The organism is Weissella confusa, assembly GCF_004766315.1.
Taxonomy (GTDB): Bacteria; Bacillota; Bacilli; order Lactobacillales; family Lactobacillaceae; genus Weissella; species Weissella confusa_A.
Genome location: NZ_PVSN01000051.1, coordinates 1 through 26,282, shown reverse-complemented (window position 1 = coordinate 26,282; position 26,282 = coordinate 1). Strand labels below are relative to the sequence as shown.

20 protein-coding genes and 3 pseudogenes are annotated in these 26,282 nt (G+C 45.8%); 20 read left to right on the top strand and 3 right to left on the bottom strand.

Annotated features, from left to right (window positions below):
- The first annotated feature begins 9 nt into the window (after positions 1-9).
- The 7 genes from C6P11_RS07445 to C6P11_RS07415 all read left to right on the top strand — a co-directional run bounded on the left by C6P11_RS07445 (position 10) and on the right by C6P11_RS07415 (position 8,881).
- Positions 10-1,191 carry an aminotransferase class I/II-fold pyridoxal phosphate-dependent enzyme gene (locus C6P11_RS07445; protein WP_135519978.1) on the top strand — a complete coding sequence of 394 codons (1,182 nt, stop codon included), beginning with the start codon at positions 10-12 and terminating at the stop codon, positions 1,189-1,191.
- A 103-nt stretch (positions 1,192-1,294) separates the two neighbouring features.
- On the top strand, positions 1,295-2,389 hold the full coding sequence (locus C6P11_RS07440; protein WP_135519976.1) for an aspartate-semialdehyde dehydrogenase: 1,095 nt from the start codon (positions 1,295-1,297) through the stop codon (positions 2,387-2,389).
- A gap of 73 nt (positions 2,390-2,462) precedes the next feature.
- Positions 2,463-2,840 (top strand): hypothetical protein, encoded by a 378-nt coding sequence (locus C6P11_RS07435; RefSeq protein WP_135519974.1) that lies wholly within the window; start codon positions 2,463-2,465, stop codon positions 2,838-2,840.
- A gap of 973 nt (positions 2,841-3,813) precedes the next feature.
- Positions 3,814-5,436: a peptide ABC transporter substrate-binding protein gene (locus tag C6P11_RS07430; RefSeq protein WP_135519972.1), complete on the top strand. Its 1,623-nt coding sequence runs from the start codon at positions 3,814-3,816 to the stop codon at positions 5,434-5,436.
- An 11-nt stretch (positions 5,437-5,447) separates the two neighbouring features.
- Positions 5,448-6,368, top strand: coding sequence for a proline iminopeptidase-family hydrolase (locus tag C6P11_RS07425; protein ID WP_135519970.1), 921 nt, complete (start codon positions 5,448-5,450; stop codon positions 6,366-6,368).
- 122 nt (positions 6,369-6,490) lie between these two features.
- Entirely contained in the window at positions 6,491-7,066 is a 576-nt protein-coding gene (locus C6P11_RS07420; protein ID WP_135519968.1) for a KxYKxGKxW signal peptide domain-containing protein, read from the top strand.
- A 12-nt stretch (positions 7,067-7,078) separates the two neighbouring features.
- On the top strand, positions 7,079-8,881 hold the full coding sequence (locus tag C6P11_RS07415) for a glycoside hydrolase family 53 protein (RefSeq protein WP_135519966.1): 1,803 nt from the start codon (positions 7,079-7,081) through the stop codon (positions 8,879-8,881).
- Here C6P11_RS07415 and C6P11_RS11290 read toward each other — a convergent pair.
- Positions 8,841-9,122, bottom strand: coding sequence for a hypothetical protein (locus C6P11_RS11290; RefSeq protein ID WP_245299838.1), 282 nt, complete (start codon positions 9,120-9,122; stop codon positions 8,841-8,843). The two genes, C6P11_RS07415 and C6P11_RS11290, sit on opposite strands and share 41 nt — an antisense overlap.
- Positions 9,123-9,129: 7 nt before the next feature.
- Here C6P11_RS11290 and C6P11_RS07405 point away from each other — a divergent pair, with 7 nt between their 5' ends.
- Both C6P11_RS07405 and C6P11_RS07400 read left to right on the top strand, forming a co-directional pair.
- Positions 9,130-9,354, top strand: a complete 225-nt coding sequence (locus tag C6P11_RS07405; RefSeq protein ID WP_135519962.1) for a hypothetical protein — start codon at positions 9,130-9,132, stop codon at positions 9,352-9,354.
- Between the two features lie 226 nt (positions 9,355-9,580).
- Complete coding sequence (locus tag C6P11_RS07400; protein ID WP_135519960.1) at positions 9,581-13,288, top strand: glycosyl hydrolase 53 family protein; 3,708 nt, start codon at positions 9,581-9,583, stop codon at positions 13,286-13,288.
- 55 nt (positions 13,289-13,343) lie between these two features.
- Here C6P11_RS07400 and C6P11_RS07395 read toward each other — a convergent pair whose 3' ends face one another.
- Positions 13,344-14,072 (bottom strand): M15 family metallopeptidase, encoded by a 729-nt coding sequence (locus C6P11_RS07395; RefSeq protein WP_135519958.1) that lies wholly within the window; start codon positions 14,070-14,072, stop codon positions 13,344-13,346.
- Between the two features lie 126 nt (positions 14,073-14,198).
- Here C6P11_RS07395 and C6P11_RS07390 point away from each other — a divergent pair, with 126 nt between their 5' ends.
- From C6P11_RS07390 to C6P11_RS07355, 8 genes are all read left to right on the top strand, one after another.
- On the top strand, positions 14,199-15,386 hold the full coding sequence (locus C6P11_RS07390; RefSeq protein ID WP_135519956.1) for an aminotransferase class I/II-fold pyridoxal phosphate-dependent enzyme: 1,188 nt from the start codon (positions 14,199-14,201) through the stop codon (positions 15,384-15,386).
- 149 nt (positions 15,387-15,535) lie between these two features.
- Positions 15,536-15,802: a hypothetical protein gene (locus tag C6P11_RS07385; protein ID WP_135519954.1), complete on the top strand. Its 267-nt coding sequence runs from the start codon at positions 15,536-15,538 to the stop codon at positions 15,800-15,802.
- A 71-nt stretch (positions 15,803-15,873) separates the two neighbouring features.
- The gene (locus tag C6P11_RS07380; RefSeq protein ID WP_135519952.1) at positions 15,874-16,239 is read left to right on the top strand and encodes a GntR family transcriptional regulator; all 366 of its coding nucleotides are present in this window, start codon (positions 15,874-15,876) and stop codon (positions 16,237-16,239) included.
- Between the two features lie 6 nt (positions 16,240-16,245).
- Positions 16,246-16,956: an ATP-binding cassette domain-containing protein gene (locus C6P11_RS07375; RefSeq protein WP_135519950.1), complete on the top strand. Its 711-nt coding sequence runs from the start codon at positions 16,246-16,248 to the stop codon at positions 16,954-16,956.
- Positions 16,953-17,681, top strand: coding sequence for a hypothetical protein (locus C6P11_RS07370; protein WP_135519948.1), 729 nt, complete (start codon positions 16,953-16,955; stop codon positions 17,679-17,681). Before C6P11_RS07375 ends, C6P11_RS07370 begins: the two co-directional genes overlap by 4 nt.
- Before the next feature lie 127 nt (positions 17,682-17,808).
- A complete protein-coding gene (locus C6P11_RS07365) occupies positions 17,809-18,834 on the top strand; it encodes an efflux RND transporter periplasmic adaptor subunit (RefSeq protein WP_135519946.1) in 1,026 nt (341 codons plus the stop codon).
- Entirely contained in the window at positions 18,821-19,495 is a 675-nt protein-coding gene (locus tag C6P11_RS07360; protein WP_135519944.1) for an ABC transporter ATP-binding protein, read from the top strand. The genes C6P11_RS07365 and C6P11_RS07360 overlap by 14 nt, the downstream gene beginning before the upstream one ends.
- Positions 19,495-20,691 carry an ABC transporter permease gene (locus C6P11_RS07355; protein ID WP_135519942.1) on the top strand — a complete coding sequence of 399 codons (1,197 nt, stop codon included), beginning with the start codon at positions 19,495-19,497 and terminating at the stop codon, positions 20,689-20,691. Before C6P11_RS07360 ends, C6P11_RS07355 begins: the two co-directional genes overlap by 1 nt.
- A 90-nt stretch (positions 20,692-20,781) precedes the next feature.
- On the opposite strand, the gene C6P11_RS07350 is transcribed toward C6P11_RS07355, so the two are convergent.
- Positions 20,782-21,711 carry a LacI family DNA-binding transcriptional regulator gene (locus C6P11_RS07350; RefSeq protein WP_135519940.1) on the bottom strand — a complete coding sequence of 310 codons (930 nt, stop codon included), beginning with the start codon at positions 21,709-21,711 and terminating at the stop codon, positions 20,782-20,784.
- Positions 21,712-21,924: 213 nt separating this feature from the next.
- On the opposite strand from C6P11_RS07350, the pseudogene C6P11_RS07345 reads away from it, so the two are divergent.
- The 3 pseudogenes from C6P11_RS07345 to C6P11_RS07335 form a co-directional block, all read left to right on the top strand.
- A pseudogene (locus C6P11_RS07345) lies at positions 21,925-23,283 on the top strand (SLC45 family MFS transporter).
- Positions 23,284-23,303: 20 nt separating this feature from the next.
- A pseudogene (locus tag C6P11_RS07340) lies at positions 23,304-25,069 on the top strand (glycoside hydrolase family 13 protein).
- Between the two features lie 18 nt (positions 25,070-25,087).
- Positions 25,088-26,282 (top strand): annotated as a pseudogene (locus tag C6P11_RS07335) (glycoside hydrolase family 65 protein); the annotation flags it as partial.

Below are 26,282 nucleotides of genomic sequence, written 5' to 3'. Positions count from 1 at the left end.
GAGACTGACATGCCAGAAGTAAATCCAGCCCTTGCAAACCGTTATAACAAGGAGCTTGCCAAGATTTTGCCATCACCAATCCGTGTGATTGATCAAAAGTTTTCAGCCATTGATGGCATCATCAAGTTGACGCTAGGCGAGCCTGATTTTGCGGTGCCTGATCACATTAAGGCGGCTACGAAGGCCGCTATTGATGCTGATGATTCACACTACGCCGCACCACACGGTCACTTGAGTTTGCGTGAAGCAATTTCTGATTACTTGGTGGAGCGATTTGATGCACCAAGTTACAACCCAAATGGCGAAGTTGTCGTGACGGTTGGTGCTTCAGAAGCATTGTTTGCAACGATGAATGGCTTGTTGAACGCGGGGGAGAAGATTATTATCCCAACGCCAACATTCCCAATGTATGAAGCGATTGCTGACATTATCGGTCTTGATGTCGTGGGCATTAACACGGCACCTGATTTTGTGTTGACGCCAGAAAAGTTGGAAGCAACGCTGGCTGAAAACCCAGATGCCACGGCTATCTTGTTTAACTACCCATCAAACCCAACTGGCGTGACGTACTCAGCTGAGCAAATTGAGGCAATCGCCGCAATTCTAAAGGCTCACAACATGTTGGTCTTCTCAGATGAGATTTACGCTGAGTTGGTTTACGATGGTGATCACGTTTCAATGGCATCATTGCTACCAGATCAAACCATTTTGATTAGCGGTTTGTCAAAGTCTCATGCTATGACAGGCTACCGTATTGGTTATGTGGCTGGTCCAGCGACGTTGATGGCCCACGTCGGCAAGATGCACCAATTCTTGGTAACGACGGCACCTGGTCCAATGATGGCAGCTGCTGAAGAGGCATTGCGTAATGGTCGTCAGGACGCCATTGATATGCGTGATACGTATAAGCAACGTCGTGACTTGGTCATGGCTGGCTTGGCGGAAGCTGGTTTTACAGCCGCACAACCAGGTGGTGCCTTCTATATCTTTGCCAAGATTCCAGCGACGTTGAACACGAACGACATGGAATTTGTCATTGATTTGGCAGAAACGGTGAAGCTAGGTATCGCACCAGGTTCAATCTTTGGTGCCGGCGGTGAAGGCTACGTACGTTTGTCATACGCAGCCTCAACTGAAGACCTAACGGAAGCCGTTAACCGTTTGAAGCAATACGTTGCTTTGAAGGGATAAAATGAGAACAATTTAATTTTTGGAAGCACAACCGGTCAATTTCGGCTTGTGCTTTTAATGTACCCAAAATTTGGGGTTTTATTAAAATTTGAGGAGTAAATACATGAGTGAAGAACGATTATATACAGTTGCTATCTTGGGAGCTACCGGCGCAGTGGGGTCTCGTTTAATTGAACAATTGGCCCAGTCATCAATTCCAGTGGCGTCACTAAAGCTATTGGCATCAGCCCGCTCAGCCGGTCAAACACGTGAGTTCCGTGGTGAAATAATCACGATTGAAGAGGCGCAACCGGAGTCATTTGAAGGGGTGGACTTGGTACTGGCATCAGCTGGTGGTTCCGTATCAGCTCGCTTATTGCCAGAAGCGGTGAAGCGTGGGGCGGTTGCCGTGGATAACACGTCATTTTGGCGCATGAACGACAATGTACCGTTGGTTGTACCTGAAGTGAATGAACAAGCATTGTACGAACACAACGGCATTATTGCTAACCCAAATTGCTCAACGATTCAAATGGTCGTGGCCCTTGAGCCAATTCGCGAACAATTTGGTTTGAAGCAAGTCATCGTCTCAACGTACCAAGCCGCTTCTGGTGCTGGTCAATCAGCTTGGCAAGAGTTGCTCGACCAAGCACAACAACACTTGAACGGTGAACCAGAAACCGCTGAAATCTTGCCAGTAAAGGGTGACAAGAAGCACTATCCATTGGCCTTCAACTTGTTGCCACAAATCGACGTATTCGAAGATGAAGGCTACACGCACGAAGAGTACAAGATGATTCATGAAACGAAGAAGATTATGTTGGGCGACAAGAACGCTAAGGATATCAAGGTGACGGCAACCGCAGTGCGTGTGCCAGTCCCAGTTGGTCACGGTGAAACGGTCTACTTTGAAGTTGCTGACGCAGACGGCGCTTCAACACCAAAGATTCAACAAGCCTTGTCAGAAGCATCAGGGGTGGTGTTGGAAGATGATCCAGCCAACCAAATTTACCCACAACCAATCAACGCGGAAGGTAAGCGCGATACCTTTGTTGGTCGCGTGCGTCCAGACCTTGAAAACGATGGTAGCTACCACATGTGGGTTGTGTCAGATAACTTGTTGAAGGGAGCTGCTTGGAACGCGGTACAAATCGCCGAGCGCTTGGTTGCCTTAGACTTGGTTCGCGTGCCTGAAGGTTCTGCTGAAAAGTTCGCATAAGGGATATTAATGACGAAATGTTAGTGGTTAGTCTATAATGAATAGTAATTATTAAATTTAGGTGGAACTGAACATGTCATTATCACTAGCAGATATTCAACGTGAGCAACCACGCCAAGTGCCATTGGCCAACTGGCAAGATGTGTTGCAAGCCGAACTAAACGCCTTCGATACCGCTAGCTCAACGGTTAGTGGGATTGGGGATGTTGCCAAGACAATCAATTTTGCCATTGATCGTTTCCACATTGCGCGCAACACGGACAACGTTTTGACGTTCCGTACATTGAACGACACGTACATCCTTGATGTGATTGGTGGTTTGGTGTTGTCACAATTGTTGGCCAAGCACTATCTAGGTTCAGTATTGCCAGCCCGTATCGTAGAAGGTGAAGGCAATGACTACCCAGTTATGACTGAGTGGATCAACGAAATCAGCACAACACTTGAATAATCAACACATGAAGCACTCAGATTTTTTCTGGGTGTTTTTTGTTTAGTGGTATGTGTCGACGCGTTGCGTCGAGGCATGGAAGTTCGACACTATCTCCGGCAAAGTTCAAATGTGGGCAACCGAATGGCGCGGACGCCATTCAGCGGGGCAAATAATTCCCCCTAATCCTTTTAGTCCTGTGTGGCTTGTCTGAATAGCGCCGGCCATGCGGCATGTTGCCCGCATTTGAACGCTCCGATAGTGCCGACCTTCCATGCCAGCAGCCGAGATGTTCTATTCTGTTTGAGATAATAAGCCACATGGAAATAAGTAGGTGAACAGTTACCTTGTTATCTTGCGGTGGATGAAAAACTGACCAATTAGAGTATTGCTTGGCCCCGCCACGCGTATAGACACGTGCAGACCTTGACCCGCAGGTGTGGGTTCTTAGCGGGTTTCCCGCTTAGAGCCACGGGAGGTAAAGGGAAACGCAGCTTGCTGTGGTTCGCGCTCCCTGCAGGTCATGGTTTGGACGGGTTAGCGTGCCCTAGAAGGGGCCAAGCACTCCGGCCGTAAGGGCGGACACATACTACCAACCTCTGCAAAACCAACCTTAAAACGTTTGATTAAAATTAAATTAGAGAAAAGTGTTGACTTTTATAATTAACCTCGTATACTTAAGAACATCAAGAAAAGAGGAGGACAACGTCATGAAGAACGTGTCAGTAGAAAAGTTGAATGTTATGACGTTGGTTGCCCCAATTATCATTGCGATTATTATTATTATTTCGCAGTGATGGTTGGCTTTTTGAGATGCTAACGCTAGCCATGACTGCTTCCCAAGGAAGATTATCATGGCTAGCCAAATTTAATTACTTTGTAAACGAGTAACGGCTAGTATTTTGCGCAGAATACTAGCCGTTTTTTTTATATATTTTTTTGAGCTCAAACTTTTACTCGTAGGTCATACAGGAATATTAGGAGATATGTGGTTATGAATAAGTTTGTTAAGAATTCAGTTTTGTTGTCAGTTACATTGGGTATGGTCGCAGGGACTGGGGTGCCAGTTGCTTCAGCAAGTGAAGGTAAGGCCATCAATTGGACGCTTACCGGTGATCTAAAGACGACCGACCCTTCAAACGTTGCGGACATCCCATCACAAGACGCGGTTATGGCAACCGGTGAAGGTTTGTACCGTGTTGGCAAGAGTGGTCAACCAGAATTGGCAGCGGCCCAATCAGCCGACGTGTCACAAGATGGTTTGACGTGGACGTTTAAGTTGCGTGACAACTTGAAGTGGTCAGACGGTTCAAAGTTAACAGCCCAAGATTTCGTCTACAGTTGGCAACGTACGAATGATCCTAAGACGGCGGCTATCGGAGCGATGTTCTTCAGCGGGGTGAAGAACGCTGATGCCATCCAAGCTGGTAAGGTTACAGATTTGAATGAATTGGGTGCTAAGGCGCTCGATGATACAACGTTGCAAGTAACGTTGGAGCGTCCATTGCCCCAATTTAAGGCTGAGTTGGCGATGATGTACTTCTTCCCTGAAAAGCAAAGTTTCGTTGAGCAAACGGGTCAAAAGTTTGGCACGACCGCTGTCGATTCACTTTCAAGTGGGCCATACGTCTTGAAGAAGTGGGATGGTTCAAGTTCATCATATACGTATGAAAAGAACCCAAATTACTGGGACGCAGCCAATGTTAAGACGCCAGCCGTCAACGTGACGACAACGGCCGATGCAACGACGAGTTTCAACCTATACAACTCAGGCAAGACGGACTTTGCGTTGTTGAATGCCACGCAAGCCCGCAACTCAAAGAACAAGGCTGGTTACACGGTAGTTGATACTGCTGCGACGACCTACATGACAATGAACCAAAAGAATAAGGCGTTGCAAAACGTGAAGGTTCGTCAGGCACTATCATTTGCAGTTAACCGTGAGAAGCTAGCAAAGAATGTGTTGACTGGTGCGGCTGAACCAGCCAAGACCTTTACCGCCAAGGGGTTGGCAAAGGATCCAAACACGGGCAAGGACTTCACAGTTGGTGCGCACACGAAGTACGTCAGTTATGACAAGGCACAAGCTGCAAAGTTGTGGCAACAAGGGTTGAAGCAAGTTGGTCAAAAGCAAGTGAAGTTGACTTTGTTAACAAACGATACCGATGCAGCTAAGCAAACTGGCCAATACTTGCAATCACAATTGGAAACGAACTTGAAGGGCTTGACGGTGTCAGTGAAGTCAGTGCCAGCCAAGCAAACGAGTTCACTGCAAAAGGCCGGCAAGTTTGATTTGTCATTGGCAACGTGGAACGCGGATTACACTGATCCGGTTGATATGTTGCAAACGTTGGTAACGGGGGCTTCATGGAACCTAACGGGTTGGTCTGACAAGAAGTACGATGCGCTTTACCAAAAGGCAACGACGACACATGCTAACGACGAGAAGGCGCGCTTTAAGGACTTGGCAGCCGCTGAAGAGTATGCGCAAAAGCAAGGTGCTGTAGCGCCATTGACATACTCAAAGATGACCGCTTTGATGAATCCAAAGGTTAAGGGCGTCTTCGTAAACCCAGTTGGTGGCACATTTGATTGGAAGAACGCAGTTAAGAACTAGGAGAAAACAGTATGACAAAAGACGGAACCCATATTTTGAGTTTGGATAATGGCTACCATTTGTGGTCACGCACTGACGGAACGGGCAAGCCAATCAAGTTATTGACGTTGCATGGTGGTCCGGGCGCTGGCCACGAGCCGTATGAACGTTTCCCAGAGTTCTTGAATCCAATTGGGGTTGAAGTGACGCAATATGATCAACTTGGGGCATGGTATTCAGATCAACCTGATTTTGATGATCCGGCCAACGTTGAGAAGTTCTTGAATTACGACTACTACCTAAACGAAGTGGAAGAAGTTCGCCAAAAGTTAGGTTATGAAGATGGTGAATTTTATCTTGCTGGGCACTCGTGGGGTGGCTTGCTTGCCCAAGAATATGCGCTCCGTCATCCGGGCTTTTTGAAGGGACTTATCATTATCTCAATGATTGATAATATCGACGATTATGTCACGAACATCAATGCAATCCGCGAAAAAGAATTTGATGCCGATGTCGTCGCCTTCATGCGTGAAGTGGAAGAACGTGGCGAATGGGATAACCCAACGTATCAGAAGTACGCGACGCACTTGGACCGTGAATACATCACACGTCACCCGAATGCCCCACATCACCAGATCAGTACGCTGGGGACAGCGGTGTACAACCATTTCCAAGGTAACAATGAATTTGTGATTACGGGCAAGTTGGCGCACTGGTCAGTCGCGGATCGCTTGCATGAGATTGAGACGCCGACTTTGTTGACCTTTGGTGGGCATGAATCAATGCCATTAGACGTGGCTCGTGAGATGCGGGACAAAATGTCGAATGCTCGTTTGCGTGTGACGCCAAACGCCGGGCATGTTCACATGGTGGATGACCCTGAGATTTTCTTTTATAACTTGACCCATTTCATTCAAGATGTTGAAGCAGATGAATTTGTCCCAGAGCGATAACAAGATGGAAAACCGAGTGATGAGCTCGGTTTTTTTGTATGCCAATCCAAGAGTTGTAAAGCCACTTTACAAGCGTTTTTCGATACAATTTAGGTACAAAAATATGTTTGGGGGAACATGGTATGAAGGGGCGTAATGAAAAATACGGCGGTAAGAAAAAGCTGTATAAAGCGGGTAAAGTATGGCTAATGGCGGGATTAGTAACGCTAGCTGGGGTTGTGTTGCTACCTGCTGATGTGAGTCTGTTAGATGTTGATGCTGATGATAAAGACGTTGTGACGAAACGTGAAAAGGCGGACTCGCAACAAAATGTCTTTAAAAGTGGTGCGCTCACGTTTATGACGAGCGTTGCTGCTGCGGAAGTTGAAGCACCAAACACACCGGTACTGACACCGTGGTTGGGAAACGACTTGGCTAAAGCGAATGATTTAGCCAACAACGACACGCCGGAAAATAAGGCTGCAAGAGCAAACAAGAGCATCTTTGTGTCTAATGCTGATGGATCACATCCGGCAGTTTACCTATTTGATGAAAACGGCGATAAAATCAAAGGCACTTATCAATTTGGGGATAAAACAATTTACACTGATCCAGATACCGGTGCGATGACATTGGACGATGCGTATAAGTATGGTTTTGATACTGGGTTACGTGCACAACCTGTATCGATTCCGAAAATTGATGGCATGGTAGATTAAACTGTTCGTGGGGTGGACGCATCATCATATCAGGCCCTAAAGGATGCTGGTGTGAAGTTCTATGATAATGACGGAAACGAAAAGCCGTTGATGCAAATCATGGCGGAATCGGGCGTTAATTACATGCGTATCCGTATTTTTAACGATCCGAAGAATCCAAATGGTAGCACATATGGTGGTGGAAATAATGACACTACCCAGGCGATTAAAATCGCACAAGAAGCCCAAAAGTACGGCATGCATATCATGGTTGATTTCATGTACTCTGATTTTTGGGCAGATCCGTCTCAACAAGTGCTTCCTAAAGCTTGGAAAGGCATGAGTGGTCAACAAATTCAGAGTAATGTGATGTCATTTACGACGTCAGTGCTGACGGAATTTACAAATGCGGGCATCACGCCGTCAATGGTTCAAGTCGGAAATGAGATAACGAATGGCTTGTTGTCTGGCGGTACGACTAGCGGATCAGCCGATGGTTCGACCACTGAAACATCGTGGGCCGATAAACGGACGGCGGTTGAGATGGCAGCCTTTTTGACGGCCGGGTCGAAAGCGGTTCGTGATACGGTGCCATCTGCCCAAGTTGTTTTGCAATTAGAGTCGCCTAATTTGGAAAGATTCCGTACAATTTTGAATGCATGGCGTGCATATGGCGTTGATTATGATGTGTTGGCATCTTCGTACTATCCAACTTATTCGGATGTTAAAAACAATCCAACTAATCTGAAAGCAGTACAAGATTTAGCGGCTGAATTTGGCAAGGGGGTTGTCGTGGCCGAAGTGGCTCAGGCGAATAGTCCTTATGATGGCGATGGTACGAACAATGTGTTGGGTGATACGTATCTAGCCGATGATAAACATCCGGCGACACCACAAGGCCAAGTGGACGTGCTGGCAGAGACGTATAACACCGTCTTGTCGAATCAAAATCAAAACGGGTTAGGAGCCTTTTACTGGGAGCCTGCATGGACGCCCGTTTTTGCCGGATATGATAATTGGTGGTATAACCGACAAGCATCAACTAACCAGGGGACTGGGTGGGCCACTGCCGCTGCGGAAGGCTATTTGCCGGACCGTAACATGTTTTGGGTGAATCCAGCGACTGGTGAAAAGCAACCGACCTGGGGCGGATCTTCGTGGGACAACGGCGGATTGTTCGACATTAACGGTGTTGCCCTAAAGTCACTAGATTTCTATAAAGATTCTATTTCGGACGCAGCAAATTATAAGGTTGTGCGAGTGGATGTTATCAAGTTTGATGGTAATAATGAGTCGAAATTTTACCGTGTGCCAGTAGGAACGACACAAATTTCGGTTGATGGGACGCCAGTTGTTCAGTCACGCTTACGTGCGGCGACCCAGACGGCAGATATTTCTAGTCGTAATGTGGCAACCTTCTACGAAGCACCTGAAGGGGTGCCGGTAGATGAAGATGGTGAGCCTATATACAATAGTCGTCCAACGGCAACTTATATTTATTATGACGTTGCAAATAACAATACGATTGTTGGTACAGCACCACAAGCCGGTGTAGGTTATTACACACAGACAATAACCAATGATGATGGTACGACGACAACGAAGCATATTTTAAACTCATACTTATATCGAAACGGAAGCAATCCATATCTGAATAATTCGGCCGTTCAGGTTCCTAGTGGCTATGAAACAGCTTTTGATGTAGCTGGATTAGAGTTGGTTGGTACACCTGAAGATGGGTTTGATAGCCGGTTCGTGCACAAACCTGGACGACAAATCCAGACGATGGGTATGGCTATGGTCCAACCACGCCAACGACACCCTCTGAACCGGTAAATCCAACGACACCAAGTACGCCGACGGAACCAGTAAATCCGACGACGCCAAGTACGCCGACAGAACCGGTGACGCCGACATCACCAAGTTCACCAACAGAACCGGTTAACCCAACGTCCCCAAGCATCCCGACAGAACCAGTAAATCCGACGACGCCAAGTACGCCGACAGAACCAGTGACACCAACGACACCAAGTATTCCGTCCGGATTGTCTAATTTGGCGAATTCGGCATGGCCCACGAGCGTAGTGACGGCTAGTGTTCCTTGGACGAGTGTAGAAACTATCACTTCGGCAATCCCAACTTCTGGTGGCGCTAGGGCTTATACAGCTGCACCAGCACTTCAGCAGTCAGGTGTATTGCCATACACGAGTGCTGAACAGCAACAAAAGCGTTGGATAATTGCTGGCGCGACAGCCGCATTAACGATTTATGTATTAGCGATGCTGATTGATCGAAAGCGACATCAATAATAATGCAAAGAGCGACCTCATCTGAATTGGTGGGGTCGTTTTTTGTAACAAGCGTAGCGAAGCAGTAAAAAAGTGTGGGCCGTTGTGCCGGAAATGGTACTTTCCGGATTGCAGTGTATTCGTTTGAGAAATATAGAAGTAGGTTAAACGAGAGTTAAAAAACAATGAATTTACATCTGAACTGTAAAATTAGGAGTAGGAAAGTACGTTTCGGAGGGGGAGCATCATGGCAAAGAAAAATACGCCAGCTTGGACTGGACAAAAGAAACTATATAAAGCAGGTAAGAGTTGGGTTGCCGCGGGAGTTGTAGCAATTTCAGGCGTTGTTTTGATGCCAACTGATGTCTCAGCTGACGACAAAACTGGTACTGACAGTGCAGCAGCGTCAACTGAACAAACAGCAGCTACGGCAACAGATGCGGATGTTGTGACGAGTGGATCGTTTACAATTATGACGCAGTCGGCGGCATCACAGTCAGCAGAATCTCAGGTAGCACAATCTGCAACAACACAAAGTGCCACATCAGATGCAGTTGTCTCTAATACGCCAGCTCCAACCACCGGTTATTATTTTGACGGTGGTGAGATGACCTATTTGGAAAATCAACTACCGGTTACATCTGGCTGGGTTGATGACGGACGCGCCTATGTTGACCCACAACAAGGCATGATGTTTGGGTTGCGCACAATTGATGGGCGCACTTATGCATTCGGGTACCAAGATGGTGACTTGAAGACGCAAAATGGTACCACGTTGCGTGCGTCTATGTTCGAACCACGCGGTTATCAAAAGCACATCGGTTGGCAAGAAATTAATGGCAAGGTTTACTACTTTGGAACTGCCGATGAAACCGGTAATACGCGTAATGCAGCGAAAACCGGTTTGCAAACGATTGATGGCCAATTATTTTACTTTAATGCCGACGGTACGCAAGTTAAGAACAGTACAGTCGTGGTTAATGGACAAACCTATTCAGTCGGGACTGACGGTGTTGCGCAACTTATGCCTGCGTCATCAGCTGCTGATTCTTCGGCAACAAGTTCAGCTGCTGAAAGCTCATCAAGCGTTAGCTCGTCTGTTTCGAGTGCATCATCGGCAAGTTCTTCAGCAGAGTCCTCATCGGCTGTGAGTTCTTCAGTGGTGTCATCATCAGTTGCATCATCCGCTGAAACCAGTTCGTCTACATCGTCGGCTTCAAGTGCAATTGTAGATACGCCAAAGCCAAATCAACCGGAAATCACACCTTGGATTGGTGATTCCCAAGATGAAGCACGTGACTTGGCAACCAATGACACGTCAGAAAACAAGGCTGCGCGAGCAAACAAGTCAATCAGTATTTTTAACTCAGACAAGGGGTGGATTACGGCTGTCTTTGATGAAAACGGTGACCAGTATAAGGGTGTTCGACAATTTGGCGATAAAACCATCGACTTTGGAAGTGATGGTTGGTTGTCGCAAGACCAAGCATACAAGTACGGATTTGATACTGGTCTTCGTACACAAGAGGTTACTATTCCAAAGATTGATGGTATGGTCGACTCAACAATCCGCGGAGTTGATGCTTCATCATATCAAGCGTTGAAGGATGCTGGCGTAAAGTTCTACGATAACGATGGAAATGAAAAGCCATTGATGCAAATCTTGGCTGAATCAGGCGTTAACTACATGCGTATTCGTATCTTCAACGATCCGAAGGACGCGAACGGGAACACTTATGGTGGCGGAAATAATGATGCCGCACAAGCACTGAAGATTGCACAAGAAGCGAAGAAGTATGGCATGAATATCATGCTTGACTTTATGTACTCTGATTTCTGGGCTGATCCATCACAACAGGTTTTGCCTAAGGCTTGGGCTGGTTTGTCAGGTGAGACTTTACAACAAAAAGTCTATGAGTACACCAAGCAAGTGTTGACTGACTTCAAGAATGTCGGCATTACACCTGACATGGTGCAAGTCGGTAACGAAATTACCAATGGTCTGCTATCTGGTGGTACGACAAACGGTGCTGCCGATGGTTCAACGAAGGAAACGTCATGGGCAGATAAACAAACGGCAGCTGAAATGTCGGCCTTTTTGTCAGCTGGTTCGAAAGCTGTCCGTGAGTTAGCGCCATCTGCTCAGATTGCTTTGCAATTGGAGTCGCCAAACATCGATCGTTTCCGTACGATTTTGAATGCATGGGCCGTTAATGGTGTTGATTACGACGTTTTGGCGTCGTCATACTATCCAACATATTCTGATGAAAAGAATAATGCGATTAATTTGAAGGCTGTGCAAGACCTGGCTGCCGACTTTGGTAAAGGTTTCCTAGTTGCTGAAGTTGCACAAGCGAATAGCGAATCTGATGGGGATGGTCAAAACAATGTGCTGGGAGACACGTATTTGTGGGACGATCAGCACCCTGCATCACCACAAGGTCAAGTAGACGTGTTGTCTGAGACGTACCAGACTATTTTGTCTAACTCAAACAATAATGGACTTGGCGCGTTCTACTGGGAACCAGCTTGGGTACCTGTGTTTGCCGGTTACGATAACTGGTGGTACAACAAGACGGCTTCTGAGAAACTAGGAACCGGTTGGGCGTCATGGGCAGCGGAAGGTTACTTGCCTGATCGCAATATGTACTGGGTAAATCCTGACACAGGGGTTAAGCAAGAAACCTGGGGTGGCTCTTCTTGGGATAACGCCGGCCTGTTTGCTATTAACGGTGTTGCGTTGAAGTCGCTTGATTTCTACAAGGATTCGCTTACGGGAGAGGCTGACTACAAGGTTATTCGAGTTGATATCATTAATGCGGATGGCATAACGACGTCAAACTTCTATCATGTGCCAGTCGATACTGTATCTGTTAACCGTGAAGGTGAGCCAGTGTTGCGCAATGCGCGTATGGCACGTGCAGCAACGCAAGAAACGGCGACCTTGTCAGAACGAAATGTTGCGACGTTTGATGATTCGTTGCAAGACGTTGTAGTTGATGACAATGGGTCACCAATTGCTAATGAAGCGTATCCTGTCCGCTTTGAATTCGTAGATGTCGCAACTGGCGAAACTGTTCAGGCTTACTACAGAGGGATGCTTTACTACACTAGGGAGACAACTGATGAAAATGGCAACGTCTCTTATTCATATGTAATAGGATATGAAAATGCTGTTGCATCGAATACCCGTCGTGAAGAGATGGGCTTGAATACAATTTTGCAAGGCGGACCATTAACAGGTTATGACTACGCATTTGATGCAGCCAAAATCGTGTTAACAGGTGACCCAGATTCAGAATTTACAGTAGTCATTCCAGTTCGCGCTCAAACTTGGACCGAGAATCCAGATGGCGGTTATGGATCAGCACCAAGCGTGCCTGATACACCAACGACACCAAGTACGGTGCCTGAGCCAGAAAATCCTGGCACGACACCAGAACCTGAGAATCCAAGTACGCCAACGACACCGGAGAATCCAAGTGTGACGCCAGAACCGGAAACGCCCACGAATCCAGAGAATCCAAGTAGACCGACGGAACCAGAGAATCCGAGTGTGACACCGGAACCGGAAAATCCAAGTACGGTACCTGAACCAGAAACGCCAAGTGCGCCAACAAGGCCGGTAACGCCAACTGTAACCACGCCAAGCACGACGCCAGGACCAGAAAAGCTAACGACACAGGTAGAGTCTACAAGTTCACAGGCTGCTAGCGTCCCTTGGACGAGTGTAGAGACCGCAGAGTCGGTTCTAGCAGTTGGCGGTGTGTTAGCATATACTGCCACGCCAGCAACTAATAGAACGGCTTTAGCGCTTCCATATGTAGGTGCACTACCCAAAACGAGTGCTGAAAATCAACAAAAGCGTTGGTTAGTAGCTGGTGCTGTTGCTACAGCGGCGGCATTAACGGTTTTTGCGTTAGGACTATTGATCGATCGAAAGCGTCGACAATAATTTAGAACATTTAAAAAGCGACCTTACCCCAAAAAATCGGGGGAGGTCGCTTTTACTATAGCCAAGGGAATTCAGGTTTTGTGGCACCATAAAACGCAGTGTCGTGGCCACTCATGAAGGTCCAATTTTGATTACCGTAATCGTAGTGCCACCATTCTTCGAGATAGTTGGTGAAACCAGCGTTCGTCATGACATGGTAGAGCAGACGACGGTTTTCACGAATCTTGATGACGGCTTCAGATTCCGGTTCAAATTCATAATAAGTTGTCTTGGCGCGAGCGCTAATGTCATCAAATGGACTGCCCATTTCTAACAGGCGACCACGTTCGTCCACAATCGAAACGTCCACTGAACCACCCGTATTGTGTGGAGAAGGTCGGTTCGCATTTGATGACGGCAAAGCCACAATTCGCAATGTCGCAGCCAGTATTTGGTCGGCATTGCATTCGGGATGGTCACGTTGCACAAAGCTTTGCATGCGATCGAATAGCGCTTGTTGGGTGTCGATATCACGCCAAGCGTCGAAGATAACCAACTTATAGCCATAGGGTAGCATGTCCGCGGCATCATTCAATTTTTGTTGAATCGTTTCGCGCACGAAGATATCAGCCTTCGCACCTGGTAGTTGTTGGATGAAGTATTGTGGGCTAACGACCATTTTTTCAGGTAAATAGCTCACCGAAACCAGTTTTTCATCTGACAAATCAAGCGGTATGGCTCGGATTTCGCCCCAGTCCCAGGTATCACGTTGCGGTTCAATTGGATTTCCAGTAAATTCAAGCATCAGCTCAGCCCCCTCTGTGAGTGATATTGTTTGCCATTCATATTTTCTTCACAAAAATACAGCTAGAAAAGTAAGTGATTATTGATATAATAATTACTACTTGGGAAGAATGTGAGAATAATTAATATGATTAAAAAAGATTTCATCCAACCCCTTAACCCCATTGTAACTAATTTGGCGCCAGATGGGTTGTTGGACTTTCAAAAAGCCGTACGTGATATTCCAGACTTGGTTCGTTTGACGTTCGGAGAGCCTGGCTTTAACGTTGATGACGCAATCAAGGATCGCATTATTGAATCAGTTCGTGAAGATAATTCACACTACGCTGAGTCACAAGGTGAGCGTGAGTTGCGCAATGCAGCGGTTGAATACTTCAACAAGAAGTACGACTTGAACTATGATGGCGAAGACAACATGATTGTGACCATCGGCGTGTCTGAAGCGATTAACGTTGTCTTCTTGACGTTGTTGAACGACAACGAAGGTGTAATCGTACCCGAACCGGCATACCCACCATACTTCGCGTCATTGGACTTGGCCCACGGTACGAAGATTTCAATCAACACACGTCCAACGAAGTTCAAGTTGACGCCTGAACAAGTTGATGAAGCGATGGCGAATGCCAAGGTGCCAGTAAAGGCTATCTTGTTTAACTACCCATCAAATCCAACGGGTGTGACATATTCAGAAGATGAATTGATTGCCTTGGCTGAAGTGTTCAAGAAGCACCGCCTTTGGGTCATTTCAGACGAAATCTACTCACAATTGACATATGATCAACAACACGTTTCTTTGGCAAAGTTGATTCCTGATCAAACGATTTTGATTACGGGGTTGTCAAAGTCACACGCCATGACGGGATGCCGTATCGGCTTTATCCTCGGTGAGAAGAGCTTCATCGACTACGCCCAAAAGGTGCACGGTGCGTTGACGTTCTCATTGCCAAAGGTTTTGCAAGATGGCGCATTGGTTGCTGTGACAACTGCTGCTGAAGTCGCTGATGAGATGCGAGACATTTACAAGCGCCGTCGTGACTGGTTGCGTCCGCAACTTGAGGAACTTGGCTTCGAAATGGTTAACCCAGAAGGGGCCTTCTACATCTTTGCTAAGATTCCTGAAGACATGGGTAAGAGTGGTTTTGATTTCGCCGTTGATTTGGCTGAAAAGGCCAAGGTTGCCATTATTCCTGGGGATGCATTCTCAGAATATACACCTGAATTCGTCCGTATTTCATATGCGGCATCAGATGAAGACTTGGCTGAAGCAATGAAGCGCATGAAGGCTTACTTTGCAGAGCGTCGTGGTCAAAATTAATTTTCATAAATAAAATCGAACCCCAGCTAAGGTTACGCCTTGGCTGGGGTTGTTTTTGTATTTTTAACTCTGTTGAAAAAATGATTATAAATAACATTTGATAAAAAGATATATTGATTATGTATTAGAGTTTATTGTTAGGAGTTTATATGGCTGTTATAAAAGAGGTTTTATCGCATACAACGGTGTTATCAATTATCTTGGTTGGATTACAATCAATCTTGCTACCAATGGTGAAGGGTCGTTGGCCAATTTTTATTTTGCCAATGGTAACGCTAGTCATCGGGAATGGCATGATTTGGTCGAATAATGACGCGCAAAATAAGGTCATGGGGACGGTTGTTGTCATTGTTTTGGCAGGACTTTTGTTGCTGATGGGTTTGGTTTCGAAATCGCGCCGAACTGGTAACCACTAACAAATCGTTTGCGATTTTCTTGTATCTTAGGTGTTGCACTGTTATACTACCCTGTAACAGGGGGGCTGATAATGGAGTTTAATGATAATGAACCCTTATATATTCAGGTCGCGGATTATTTGGAAAGTGAAATTCTCGATGGCAAGTACGAGATGGGAAGCAAAGTTCCTAGCGTGCGTGAATTAGCAGCTGATCTCGTTATTAATGGTCGAACGGTTCAAAACGCCATTACGCGACTTGTAGAATCGGGTCTAGTGGAAACACGACGCGGATTGGGAAATTTTGTGACAACTGATCAAGAAAAAATACAGCGTATCCGACGCGACAAAATCACCGCAATGACCGAAACGTTTGTTAAAAATAGTTTGGCATTTGTTTCAATTGCTGAGTTACAGGATATTTTGACGCAAGTGGTTTCGCAATATAAGAAGGGGTAAGTAGGGATGTTGGAAGTAGATAATTTAAGTTACCGAACCGGCCGACGTCAAATTTTAAAAGAGATGACGTTGCAGGTCGACGCCGGGGAAATCGTTGGCGTTTTGGGTGAAAATGGTGCTGGTAAAACAACGTTTATGCGTGCATTGGCTGGTCTAATTCAGCCGAATCGAGACGCTAAAATTAGCATTGATAATCAATCAGGTGATGTGTTGAAGGCATTCGTATCGTTTATTCCTAATTTGAATTGGGCAACTAAGAGTGAAACGGTTAGTTCGGTGGCGGCCTTTTATCAAGATGCTTATGCGGATTTTGATACGGCACGTTGGGAAGCGTTGCGCAAGGAACTTAAGATTGATAGTCAGGCTAAAATTGGTAAGTTGTCAAAGGGCCAACTAGAACGTGTCATTTTCGCGTTGACAGTTTCACGTGAGGCGTCGGTCATTCTGCTGGATGAGCCGTTCGGAGGTGTTGATGTGATGACTAGACGTCGCGTGCTGCAAAGTTTGCTACGTTGGATTCCAGAAGAAGCCATTGTACTGATGTCAACGCATGAAATTAATGAAATTGAATCAGTGATTGATCGTGCCATTGTTATTCAAGACGGTCGTATTATTGTGAATCGCGGGATTGATGATATTCGCACGACTGAACAAATGAGTCTGGAACAATACTTCGTCCAAGTGGTCACAGAAAATCGGGAGGGCGTTGAATTATGATGAAGATGAGTAAACTCATTAAATTAGTTGCTAAGGATAGTTATGTTGGCTTTCAAACATTTTTGATGACCGTGGCTGCTGTATTAGTTTTTGCTTTGGCAATTGCGTTTAAGGATAGTTGGCACGCGGGTGGTATTCAACTTTATCGTTCGTTATCTATTGCTATTGGGATACCAGTAATTTTTGGCATGGTGCTTTATGTCATTCTAGCCTATGCCAAGTCAGTTGAATCATGGCAAAATGCAAAATTGGTGCTTTTGCCAACGACCAAGTGGCGGTTTGTACTGACTAATTTAGTGGTGCGGTTGCTTGCGATTCTCGTCAATGTCACGGTCGCTTCATTTGTCTATCAAGGCGTTGATTTGGCGATTAGAAGCTGGCTATCAGTTGGGAAAACAGAAAATCCACTACACATGGACTGGCAACTAGGTAACTTGTGGGAGTCATCGAGTGCCATTGTTTTGGTCTTTCTGTTTGTTAACTTAATTGGATTAGCCGTTAATCTCGGCATCGCGCACCTAATGCCAAAACTAAAACACGCCAAGGTGCTGGTGTTTATGATTGCCTTTTTGACAGTCTTTATTGCAATCTCGTTAGGTGAGACGTATTTGCTAGATTTCATTGGCCTAGGTGATTTTATGATGCACGCTCTTGATGTCGTAACGGCTGGGTTATTTGTGTACGGTATCTACTGGCTCTACGCCCATTACAATGACGCGTACTAAAAAACAGACAGGCAACAAGAAAAGTTTAAGAAACTTCACTGAATTATTAAATCGTAAGTGGTTTTCATGTAGGATAAATAAGTAATATTTTAGAAATGTAATTGACACAATTGGTTAGGGGAGAAGAATGAAGAAGCGAACAAAGATTGTCATTGGGAGTGCTGTGGGAGTACTAGTTGTTGGTGGCGTAATTGTCAGTCAAATGGGTGGATCATCTGAAAAACATGTGATTGCGACAACCAAGGTGCAGGAACAACCATCTTTGAAGGAGTCTGGTGTGGTGCAACCAATGCAGATTCAAGAGGTTGCACTAGGCAGCATGAAGCCGGTGCAAATCTTGGTGAAAAACGGACAAACTGTTAAGGCCGGTGATGCGTTGATGACATTGCAAGCTGAGGACGCAAATTCTGATGTTAGCGAGGCCCAGGCCGAAGTGACGAAGCTACAAGCGCAGGTTGGTATTCAACAAGAAGCATTAAATAATGCGCAAAAAGCGATGAATTCTGAAGATGGCGGTGGCAGTCAAGATGCTGTGACGCAAGCCAAGATGGCTTTATCGGATGCTCAAAATGATTTGCAAGCTGCGCAAGCAAAGGTGACTAACATCCAAGGCAAGGTTGCCAAGACAGTTACTGCAAAGTTTGATGGTGTCGTTGATTTGGACCAAACAAATCCTGACACACCAAAGTTACAAGTGCTTTCACAAACGAAACATGTTGTGACAACGGTTAGCGACGGTGATTACGACAAGGTGAAGCCAGATGCCGAAGTGACGGTAAATGGTGTATCTGATCATGATAAGAAGACAGCTCAACGTGTGCTAGAAGTGAGTGCTGTGCCAACAAAGGATAGTAACCGTAAGCTGGCAAAGTATGAATTCACGGTTAGCCTTGATGATACTTTCCGCTATGGTCAACCGGTCACGGTGTCACTAGCCCAACCAGGGATTGTTGTGCCTAAGTCAGCCGTGAAGACGATTAATGGTCAAACAGTTGTTTACCGTGTGGTCAATGGTAAGGCGGTGAAGACTGTCGTTGATAGTCACGTTGGCAATAACAATGTGATTGTCACGGCCAACTTAGCTGAAAATGATCGTGTTGTAACCGACTATGATTCAGCTAAGGACGGGGAGGCAATTGATGGCGCTAATTAAGTTATCGAATATCAATAAGACCTACCAAAATGGTGAATCGAAGTTGCACATCTTACGTGACATCTCACTTGAAATTTCAGATGGTGAATTTGTGGCGGTCATGGGCCCCTCAGGTTCTGGTAAATCAACTTTTATCAATATCGTGGGGATGCTAGACCGTGAATTTGAAGGTGAGTATGTCTTTGCGAATGATGACACAACGGCATTAAGTCGTCGTGATTTCGCAGCCTTCCGCAACCGCAATATTGGTTGGGTTTTCCAAAACTTTAAGTTGATTCAACAAATGTCAGTGTTCGACAACGTTGCGCTACCATTGGTATACGCGGGACGTCGTCGTGCAGATATCAAGGAAGCGGTGCAAGAAACGCTTGATCGCCTAGGTATTGGCGACAAGGGAAACAAGAAACCTTCCGAATTATCTGGTGGACAACAACAGCGTGTGGCAATTGCCCGTGCACTCGTGGCCAAGCCTAAGTTCTTGCTAGCTGACGAGCCAACCGGTGCGTTGGACAGTCACACTGCCCAAGAAATTTTGGATTTGTTTATTGCATTGAATCATGAAGGGACCACTATCTTGATGGTGACGCACGATGCGCATGTTGCCGAACAGGCCCAACGGACGATTCGCTTGGCTGACGGTCAAATTGTAGGGGGTATGTGATGGATCTTTGGGGAATTATTAAGTCGTCATGGCAGTCACTCATCTCTAACAAGCGCCGTTCAATTTTGACGATGTTAGGTATTATTATTGGTATCGCATCCGTTATCACGATTTTGTCGATTGGTAATGGAGTGAACAAGCAAATGGCCAAGTTTGTTTCAGCTGATAAGTCGGGGATGATTAAGGAAACCATTTACTACACGCAAGATGATTACTATTCAAACGGGTTGGACCAATCTGATGTGAATACAATCAAGAGCAGTCCTTATGCTGACAAGATTGCGAACATCAAGTTGAAGCGTCTTGAAAACGAGTCAACGACCTTTGATGCTTACATTGGTGAACAAAAGGCAACTAACTTAAATGCCAAAGTTGTAAAGGGCAGTGGTGATGTCGAGTTGGTTGCTGGTCGTAAATTAAACAAGTCAGATAATGCATTGGCGCAACGTAACGTCACGCTTGCATCCGATTTTGCGAAAAAGTATTATGGATCAGCACAAGCGGCAGTTAATCAATCCATCGAACTGGGTGGTTTGAGCTATACGGTTGTTGGTGTCGTGAAGATGGGGGCGGATTCACAAATGGAAAAGCCAGCAGAAGTCTGGTTGCCGTACAATACCTTCTTAGGCACACAAACTGCTTCTTATCCAATGGTGCAGCTGACGATTGCCACTAAGAATAAGCCAGGTAAGGTGGCCCAGAAGGTGACAGACTACTTGCAAAAGAATGGTAGCCAGGCATCTTCTGGTAAGTATCAATTCGAAGATGAAGGCGCAACCATGGCATCATTGCAAAAATATGTGTCTGTGATTGCCTTGTTTGTGTCAGCGGTGGCTGGTATTTCATTGTTCATCGCCGGTATTGGTGTCATGAACATGATGTACATTTCAGTTTCGGAACGTACGCAAGAAATTGGTATTCGTTTGGCTGTCGGTGCCACGGAACGCCACGTTTTGCTGCAATTCTTGATTGAAGCGGTCATGTTGACCTTGTCAGGTGGTGTTATCGGGTTGGCCCTGGGAGCTGGTTTGGGTAAGTTGATTACGGTTGTAATGAACAATCCAAACATTACCGCTGTTGTCACGATGAACAACGTCTTGATGGTCTTTGGTGTCACAACCGCCATTGGAATTATCTTTGGTTGGTTGCCAGCGCGCCAAGCATCACGTAAGAATTTGATTGAAATTTTGAGATAAGCAGACTGAGAATGTCGGAGTTTTCTGACAAACAGCTGCTGTGATAGAAAATGAAAAGCTTCCGAGAGCGTTACTTTCGGAAGCTTTTTTCTATGGCGTTGAATTCCCAATCACCAAGGTTGGCGTAATAAGTTTAGATGAAACGGTTTCGCCGTTCAGTTGCGCCATTAATAACTTGACCATGGTGTTCGCAATCACGCCTAATGGTTGCTGAACGGTGGTCAGGGTAGGTGAGGATAGCTTATGAATGTAAATCCCATCAAACCCAATAATCCCAATCTCATTTGGGAATGATAGGCCAAGAGCCTGACTGGCCCTAAGTGCACCAAGGGCTAAACGGTCGGTCGCCGATACAATCCCAGTGCCCGGATTAGGTGCGATTAAGCCGATTAATTCAGCGGCGGCACCTTCATTGTTTGGTAATTCGTAAGCTTCAATTGGCAACCCGTACCTCAACATTGTTTGTCGATAACCAGTTTCGCGATTTAACGCAAACGGTTCGTCGATCGCCAAACCAAGATAGAGTATGTGTTCAAAGCCGTGATTAATGAGATACTCCGTGGCCATTGCAGTACCGACGGCATTGTCGCTGTCAACGGAAATCAACCCGGGTTCCATGCCATAAATCACAACCGGAACGGGAAGGTGCAACGCTTCAACATCTGTTCGACGTTCACCACTGACTAAGAATGCATCCACATTCGTTAAATCAAACTCACGGTCGTGACGTACTTCTAATGTATAGCCGTGGTGGCGTAATGCATCGGTTAAATGTATCAATAAATGCGCATAGTACGGCTCAATTTCTGCAATATCATCTAGTAGAACAAATGCGATATTGTAATGTCGTTTGTTTGCCAAGGCGCGGCCAGCCCGGTTTTGCACATAACCGAGTTCCAGAATCGCCTGTTGCACGTCTTTCTGAATTTCTAGTGACACGAGTTCGGGATGGTTTAAGACACGAGAAACAGTCATTTTTGAGACATGAGCCGTCTTCGCAACGTCGTTAAGTGAGACCATAATAAACCTCCTAATTGATGAAAGCACTAACACGCCTAACATATATTAAGTGTAGCATACTTTCAAATGCCGTAAGAATGTAATTTTATGTTACCGGTAACATTCTGAAAACGCTTTCATTTTGTAATCAAGAGAACTATAGTGGAATTTGTAAATAAAGCGCTTTCATTTGCAGTTCACAGATAGGTTATTTTGAAATTACGAGGTTGAATCATGACAGAATCGCAAAACAAGGTTGGTAAGAAGCATCTACCAACGCTAACAATCGCGACATTGATGTTGATGACGTTTGGAAATTTGGGTACTTCCATGGCGTTCTCATTGCAAAGTGCCAACATGGGACGTATCTTCCAAACGCTTGGTGCTGATCCTACGAAGCTAGGGTTCTTCTTTATTTTGCCACCATTGGCTGGAATGGTTGTCCAACCATTGGTCGGTTACTTCTCAGACCGTACTTGGTTGCCTAAGATTGGGCGTCGTTTGCCATATTTGATTTTGGGAGCTTTGGTTGCCATCGTCGTCATGGCGTTGTTGCCAAACGCCGGTTCATTTGGTTTTAAGACATCAACTGCTTTGTGGTTTGGTGCCATCGCCATTCTATTCATGGACTTGTCATCAAACATGTCAATGCAACCATTTAAGATGATGATTTCAGACATGGTCAACGATAGCCAAAAGGATATGGCTTGGTCATGGCAAACCATCTGAGGAAACATTGGTGGTGTTATCGCTAACTTGTTCCCATACTTCTTTACTGCAATTGGTGTTGCCAACGTTGCCGCTCAAGGACAATTGCCAGCATCAGTTAAGTGGTCATTCTATGTTGGAGCAATTATTTTGGCTATTTCAGCCGCTTTCACAGTATGGAAGGTTGATGAATACGATCCTGAAACGTACGCAAACTACCACGGCCTTGATGAGCAAAAGGGCGAGAAGCAAAACGTCTTTGAAATCCTAAAGCACGCGCCAAAGGTCTTCTGGACACTTGGATTGGTTGAGTTCTTTAGCTGGGCCGGTTTCCAATACCTATGGACGTATGGAACTGGTACGGTCGCAAGTAACATCTGGCACACGACAAACGCTGCTTCAGGAGCCTTCCAAGCTGCTGGTAACTGGTTCGGTGTCTTGTCAGCCATCGAAACTGTTACGGCCATTGTTTGGGGATTGATTATTTCACGTTTGAACAACAAGACACGTAAGCCAGCTTACACATTTGGTTTGATTGTTGGGGCTGCTGGATTTGCTTTGTTGGCCACGACTGGCTCAAAGACCATGTCAGCAGTTGCGTTTGTGATGTTGGGTATGGCTTGGGTTACGATGAACGCCACCCCATTCACGATTTTGACGAACGCTTTGGACGGACAACACGACGGAACATACATGGGCTTGTTCAACTCATGGATTTGCTTCCCACAAATTGTTGCCTCAGTAGCATCATTCGCCCTTTACCCACTATTGGGTAACCACATGCCACACATGATTTTGGTATCAGCAGTCTTGTTTGTTTTGGGTGGTATTAGCGTTTGGGCCGTGAAGGAAACTTCTGTCGAACACGGCGACAGCGTGCGCTAATCACGAGAGAGGGAAGCATTATGAACCTAGCAGGTATTATGCACCGTCCCGACAGTGAGATGGCGTACGTCGTGAACGAGCAAACCGTTAATATTCGCCTGCGGACTGCCAAAGACGATATCGTTAGCGTTGAATTATTAGCAGGTGATTCTTACAGTTTGCGGAGCTTGCCAACTGATGAAAAGTTCTACCAAGTGCCAAAGCAGATGACCAAGATTATGTCAGATGGCATTTCTGATTTCTGGCAGGTGACGGTGACCGAGCCGAAGCGGCGGTTAGCATATGCCTTCCTAGTGACTGATATGCTCGGTATCCAGAAAATTTATAGTGACAAAGGCTTCTTTAAAGTGGCTGATGCCGATTTAATGGATATGAACTTTTACTTTCGCATGCCGTTTTTTCAAACGATTGATCAGTACAACGCCCCGGAATGGGTGACCGATACGGTTTGGTATCAAATCTTTCCAGAGAGGTTTGCGAATGGGGATGTATCAAATGATCCGGTAGGCACGAAGCCTTGGCGTTCAACTGATCATCCTGGTCGTGAAGACTTTTACGGTGGTGATTTACAGGGTATTTTGGACCATTTGGATCACTTGCAAGACCTTGGGGTTTCAGGTATCTATTTGAATCCAATCTTCCAAGCGCCATCTAATCACAAATATGATACGCAAGATTATTTGACGGTGGACCCACACTTCGGGATGCCAAGTTGTTTAAGCAACTGGTTCAAGCAGCGCATGAACGTGGCATTCGCGTCATGTTGGATGCGGTCTTCAATCACATTGGTGACAAGTCAATGCAGTGGCAGGATGTGTTAAAGAACGGGCAAGCATCACCATATGCGGACTGGTTCCACATTCATCAGTTCCCAGCAACGTACACACCAACCGACAACTTTGAATTTGCAGCTGATGCAACGTATGACACGTTTGACTACACGCCACACATGCCAAAGCTGAATACAAGTAATCCGGAAGTGGTTGATTATTTGTTGAACATTGCAACGTATTGGGTCAAAGAATTTGATATCGATGCCTGGCGTCTAGATGTTGCCAATGAAATTGATCATCATTTCTGGCGTAAATTCCACGATGCGATGATGGCATTGAAACCTGATTTTTACATTCTAGGTGAGATTTGGCACACATCGCAGAGCTGGTTGGTCGGCGATGAATTTACAGCCGTTATGAACTACAGCTACACCGGCGCCATTCTCCAATATTTCTTGGAAAATGAGTCAGCCGATGCATTAGTTCAAAAGATGAGCCATCAATTGATGTTGTACCGTGATGCGACGAATCGCATGATGTTTAACACTTTGGATTCACACGATACGCCACGTTTGATGACCTTGGCGCATGAAGATAAGCAACTAGCGAAAAGCATCCTTGCATTTACCTTCATGCAACCAGGTGTTCCATCAATCTACTATGGAACAGAATACGGTATGACCGGGGAGAACGATCCAGACGATCGTAAGCCGATGGTTTGGCAGCCAGAGTTACAAGACCATGATTTGTACGACTTTATGCAAAAATTAGTACAAGTCAGGCGCCAAGACATTGCTAAGCTATCTGACGACAAGATTACCTTTGACGTGATTGGGGAACGTCAAATTCGATTGACGCGTGAAGATAATCAAACGCGCATCGTTGGGGTATTCAATAATGGCACGACCGACTTAACGGTTGAGCAGCCAGTCACTATTTTGCTAAAAACAAATCAATCTGAGACGCAACTGGCACCAAACGACTTTATCATTTGGACCGAGCCAGTGCGCTAATTATGAGGGAATAATAACATGAAACGAATTTTTGAAGTTAGTCCTTGGACAATTACAACGCACGAATTGAATCCTGCTGACAAGCGTTTGCAAGAATCAATTACATCATTAGGAAATGAGTACATGGGTATGCGCGGTATGTTTGAAGAAACGTATACTGGTGACTCATTGCAAGGTGTCTACATTGGTGGTGTCTGGTTCCCAGACAAGACCCGTGTTGGTTGGTGGAAGAATGGGTACCCAGAGTACTTTGGTAAAGCTATCAACGCTTTGAATTTTGTGAAGGCTGAAATCCGCATTGACGGTGACTTGATCGATTTGGCCAAGACGCCATTTGATGATTTTGAGTTGTCATTGGATATGAAGGCTGGTATTTTGCACCGCTCATTCATCGTAAAGGGCGTTAAGATTAGCGTTGACCGCTTTATCTCAGTTGCCAAGAAGGAATTGGCGGACTTGCGTTGGACCTTTGTATCAGTCGATAAGGCCACGCACCAATTGGAATTGACGGCTTTGATTGACGCCGATGTCATGAATGAAGATTCAAACTATGACGAGAAATTCTGGGATGTCTTGGATAAGGAAGCTGATGACGAGTCAGCCTTTATCATGACACGCACAATTGCCAACCCATTTGGTGTGCCACAATTTACAGTGGCTGCCCGTCAACGTTTCGTCTCAGATTTGCCAGCCGTTGGGTCAGTCGACGATGAAAAGCAAGTCGGAAACGTCTTTGCTGGTATCGTGACCGAAACGCCTGTGCAAATCGAAAAGCGTGTCATTGTGACAACCTCACGTGACTATGAGTCGAATGATGCCGTTAAGGCTGCCACGGATGATTTGTTCGCTGACATTGCATCAAATACTTACAACGATTTGGTCATCGACCACACAACTGGTTGGGCTAAGCGTTGGGAGAAGGCAGACGTACAAATCGAAGGGGATGCAGAAGCGCAACAAGGTATTCGCTTTAACTTGTTCCACTTGTTTGCTACTTATTACGGTAACGATGCCCGTTTGAACATCGGACCAAAGGGATTCACCGGTGAGAAGTATGGTGGTGCCACATACTGGGATACGGAAGCATTTGCCATTCCAGTTTACCTAGGGGTTACTGATCCAGCTGTCGTGAAGTCATTGTTGAAGTACCGTTATCAACAAATCGAAGGGGCTTACCACAATGCTAAGCAACAAGACTTGGCTGGGGCTTTGT

Excerpts from the sequence above, each read along its gene's own strand:
- C6P11_RS07445 (WP_135519978.1), top strand. The coding sequence starts at position 10 with ATGCCAGAAGTAAATCCAGCCCTTGCAAACCGTTATAACAAGGAGCTT.
- C6P11_RS07440 (WP_135519976.1), top strand. The coding sequence starts at position 1,295 with ATGAGTGAAGAACGATTATATACAGTTGCTATCTTGGGAGCTACCGGC.
- C6P11_RS07435 (WP_135519974.1), top strand. The coding sequence starts at position 2,463 with ATGTCATTATCACTAGCAGATATTCAACGTGAGCAACCACGCCAAGTG.
- C6P11_RS07430 (WP_135519972.1), top strand. The coding sequence starts at position 3,814 with ATGAATAAGTTTGTTAAGAATTCAGTTTTGTTGTCAGTTACATTGGGT.
- C6P11_RS07425 (WP_135519970.1), top strand. The coding sequence starts at position 5,448 with ATGACAAAAGACGGAACCCATATTTTGAGTTTGGATAATGGCTACCAT.
- C6P11_RS07420 (WP_135519968.1), top strand. The coding sequence starts at position 6,491 with ATGAAGGGGCGTAATGAAAAATACGGCGGTAAGAAAAAGCTGTATAAA.
- C6P11_RS07400 (WP_135519960.1), top strand. The coding sequence starts at position 9,581 with ATGGCAAAGAAAAATACGCCAGCTTGGACTGGACAAAAGAAACTATAT.
- C6P11_RS07395 (WP_135519958.1), bottom strand. The coding sequence starts at position 14,072 with ATGCTTGAATTTACTGGAAATCCAATTGAACCGCAACGTGATACCTGG.
- C6P11_RS07390 (WP_135519956.1), top strand. The coding sequence starts at position 14,199 with ATGATTAAAAAAGATTTCATCCAACCCCTTAACCCCATTGTAACTAAT.
- C6P11_RS07385 (WP_135519954.1), top strand. The coding sequence starts at position 15,536 with ATGGCTGTTATAAAAGAGGTTTTATCGCATACAACGGTGTTATCAATT.
- C6P11_RS07380 (WP_135519952.1), top strand. The coding sequence starts at position 15,874 with ATGGAGTTTAATGATAATGAACCCTTATATATTCAGGTCGCGGATTAT.
- C6P11_RS07375 (WP_135519950.1), top strand. The coding sequence starts at position 16,246 with ATGTTGGAAGTAGATAATTTAAGTTACCGAACCGGCCGACGTCAAATT.
- C6P11_RS07370 (WP_135519948.1), top strand. The coding sequence starts at position 16,953 with ATGATGAAGATGAGTAAACTCATTAAATTAGTTGCTAAGGATAGTTAT.
- C6P11_RS07365 (WP_135519946.1), top strand. The coding sequence starts at position 17,809 with ATGAAGAAGCGAACAAAGATTGTCATTGGGAGTGCTGTGGGAGTACTA.
- C6P11_RS07360 (WP_135519944.1), top strand. The coding sequence starts at position 18,821 with ATGGCGCTAATTAAGTTATCGAATATCAATAAGACCTACCAAAATGGT.
- C6P11_RS07355 (WP_135519942.1), top strand. The coding sequence starts at position 19,495 with ATGGATCTTTGGGGAATTATTAAGTCGTCATGGCAGTCACTCATCTCT.
- C6P11_RS07350 (WP_135519940.1), bottom strand. The coding sequence starts at position 21,711 with ATGGTCTCACTTAACGACGTTGCGAAGACGGCTCATGTCTCAAAAATG.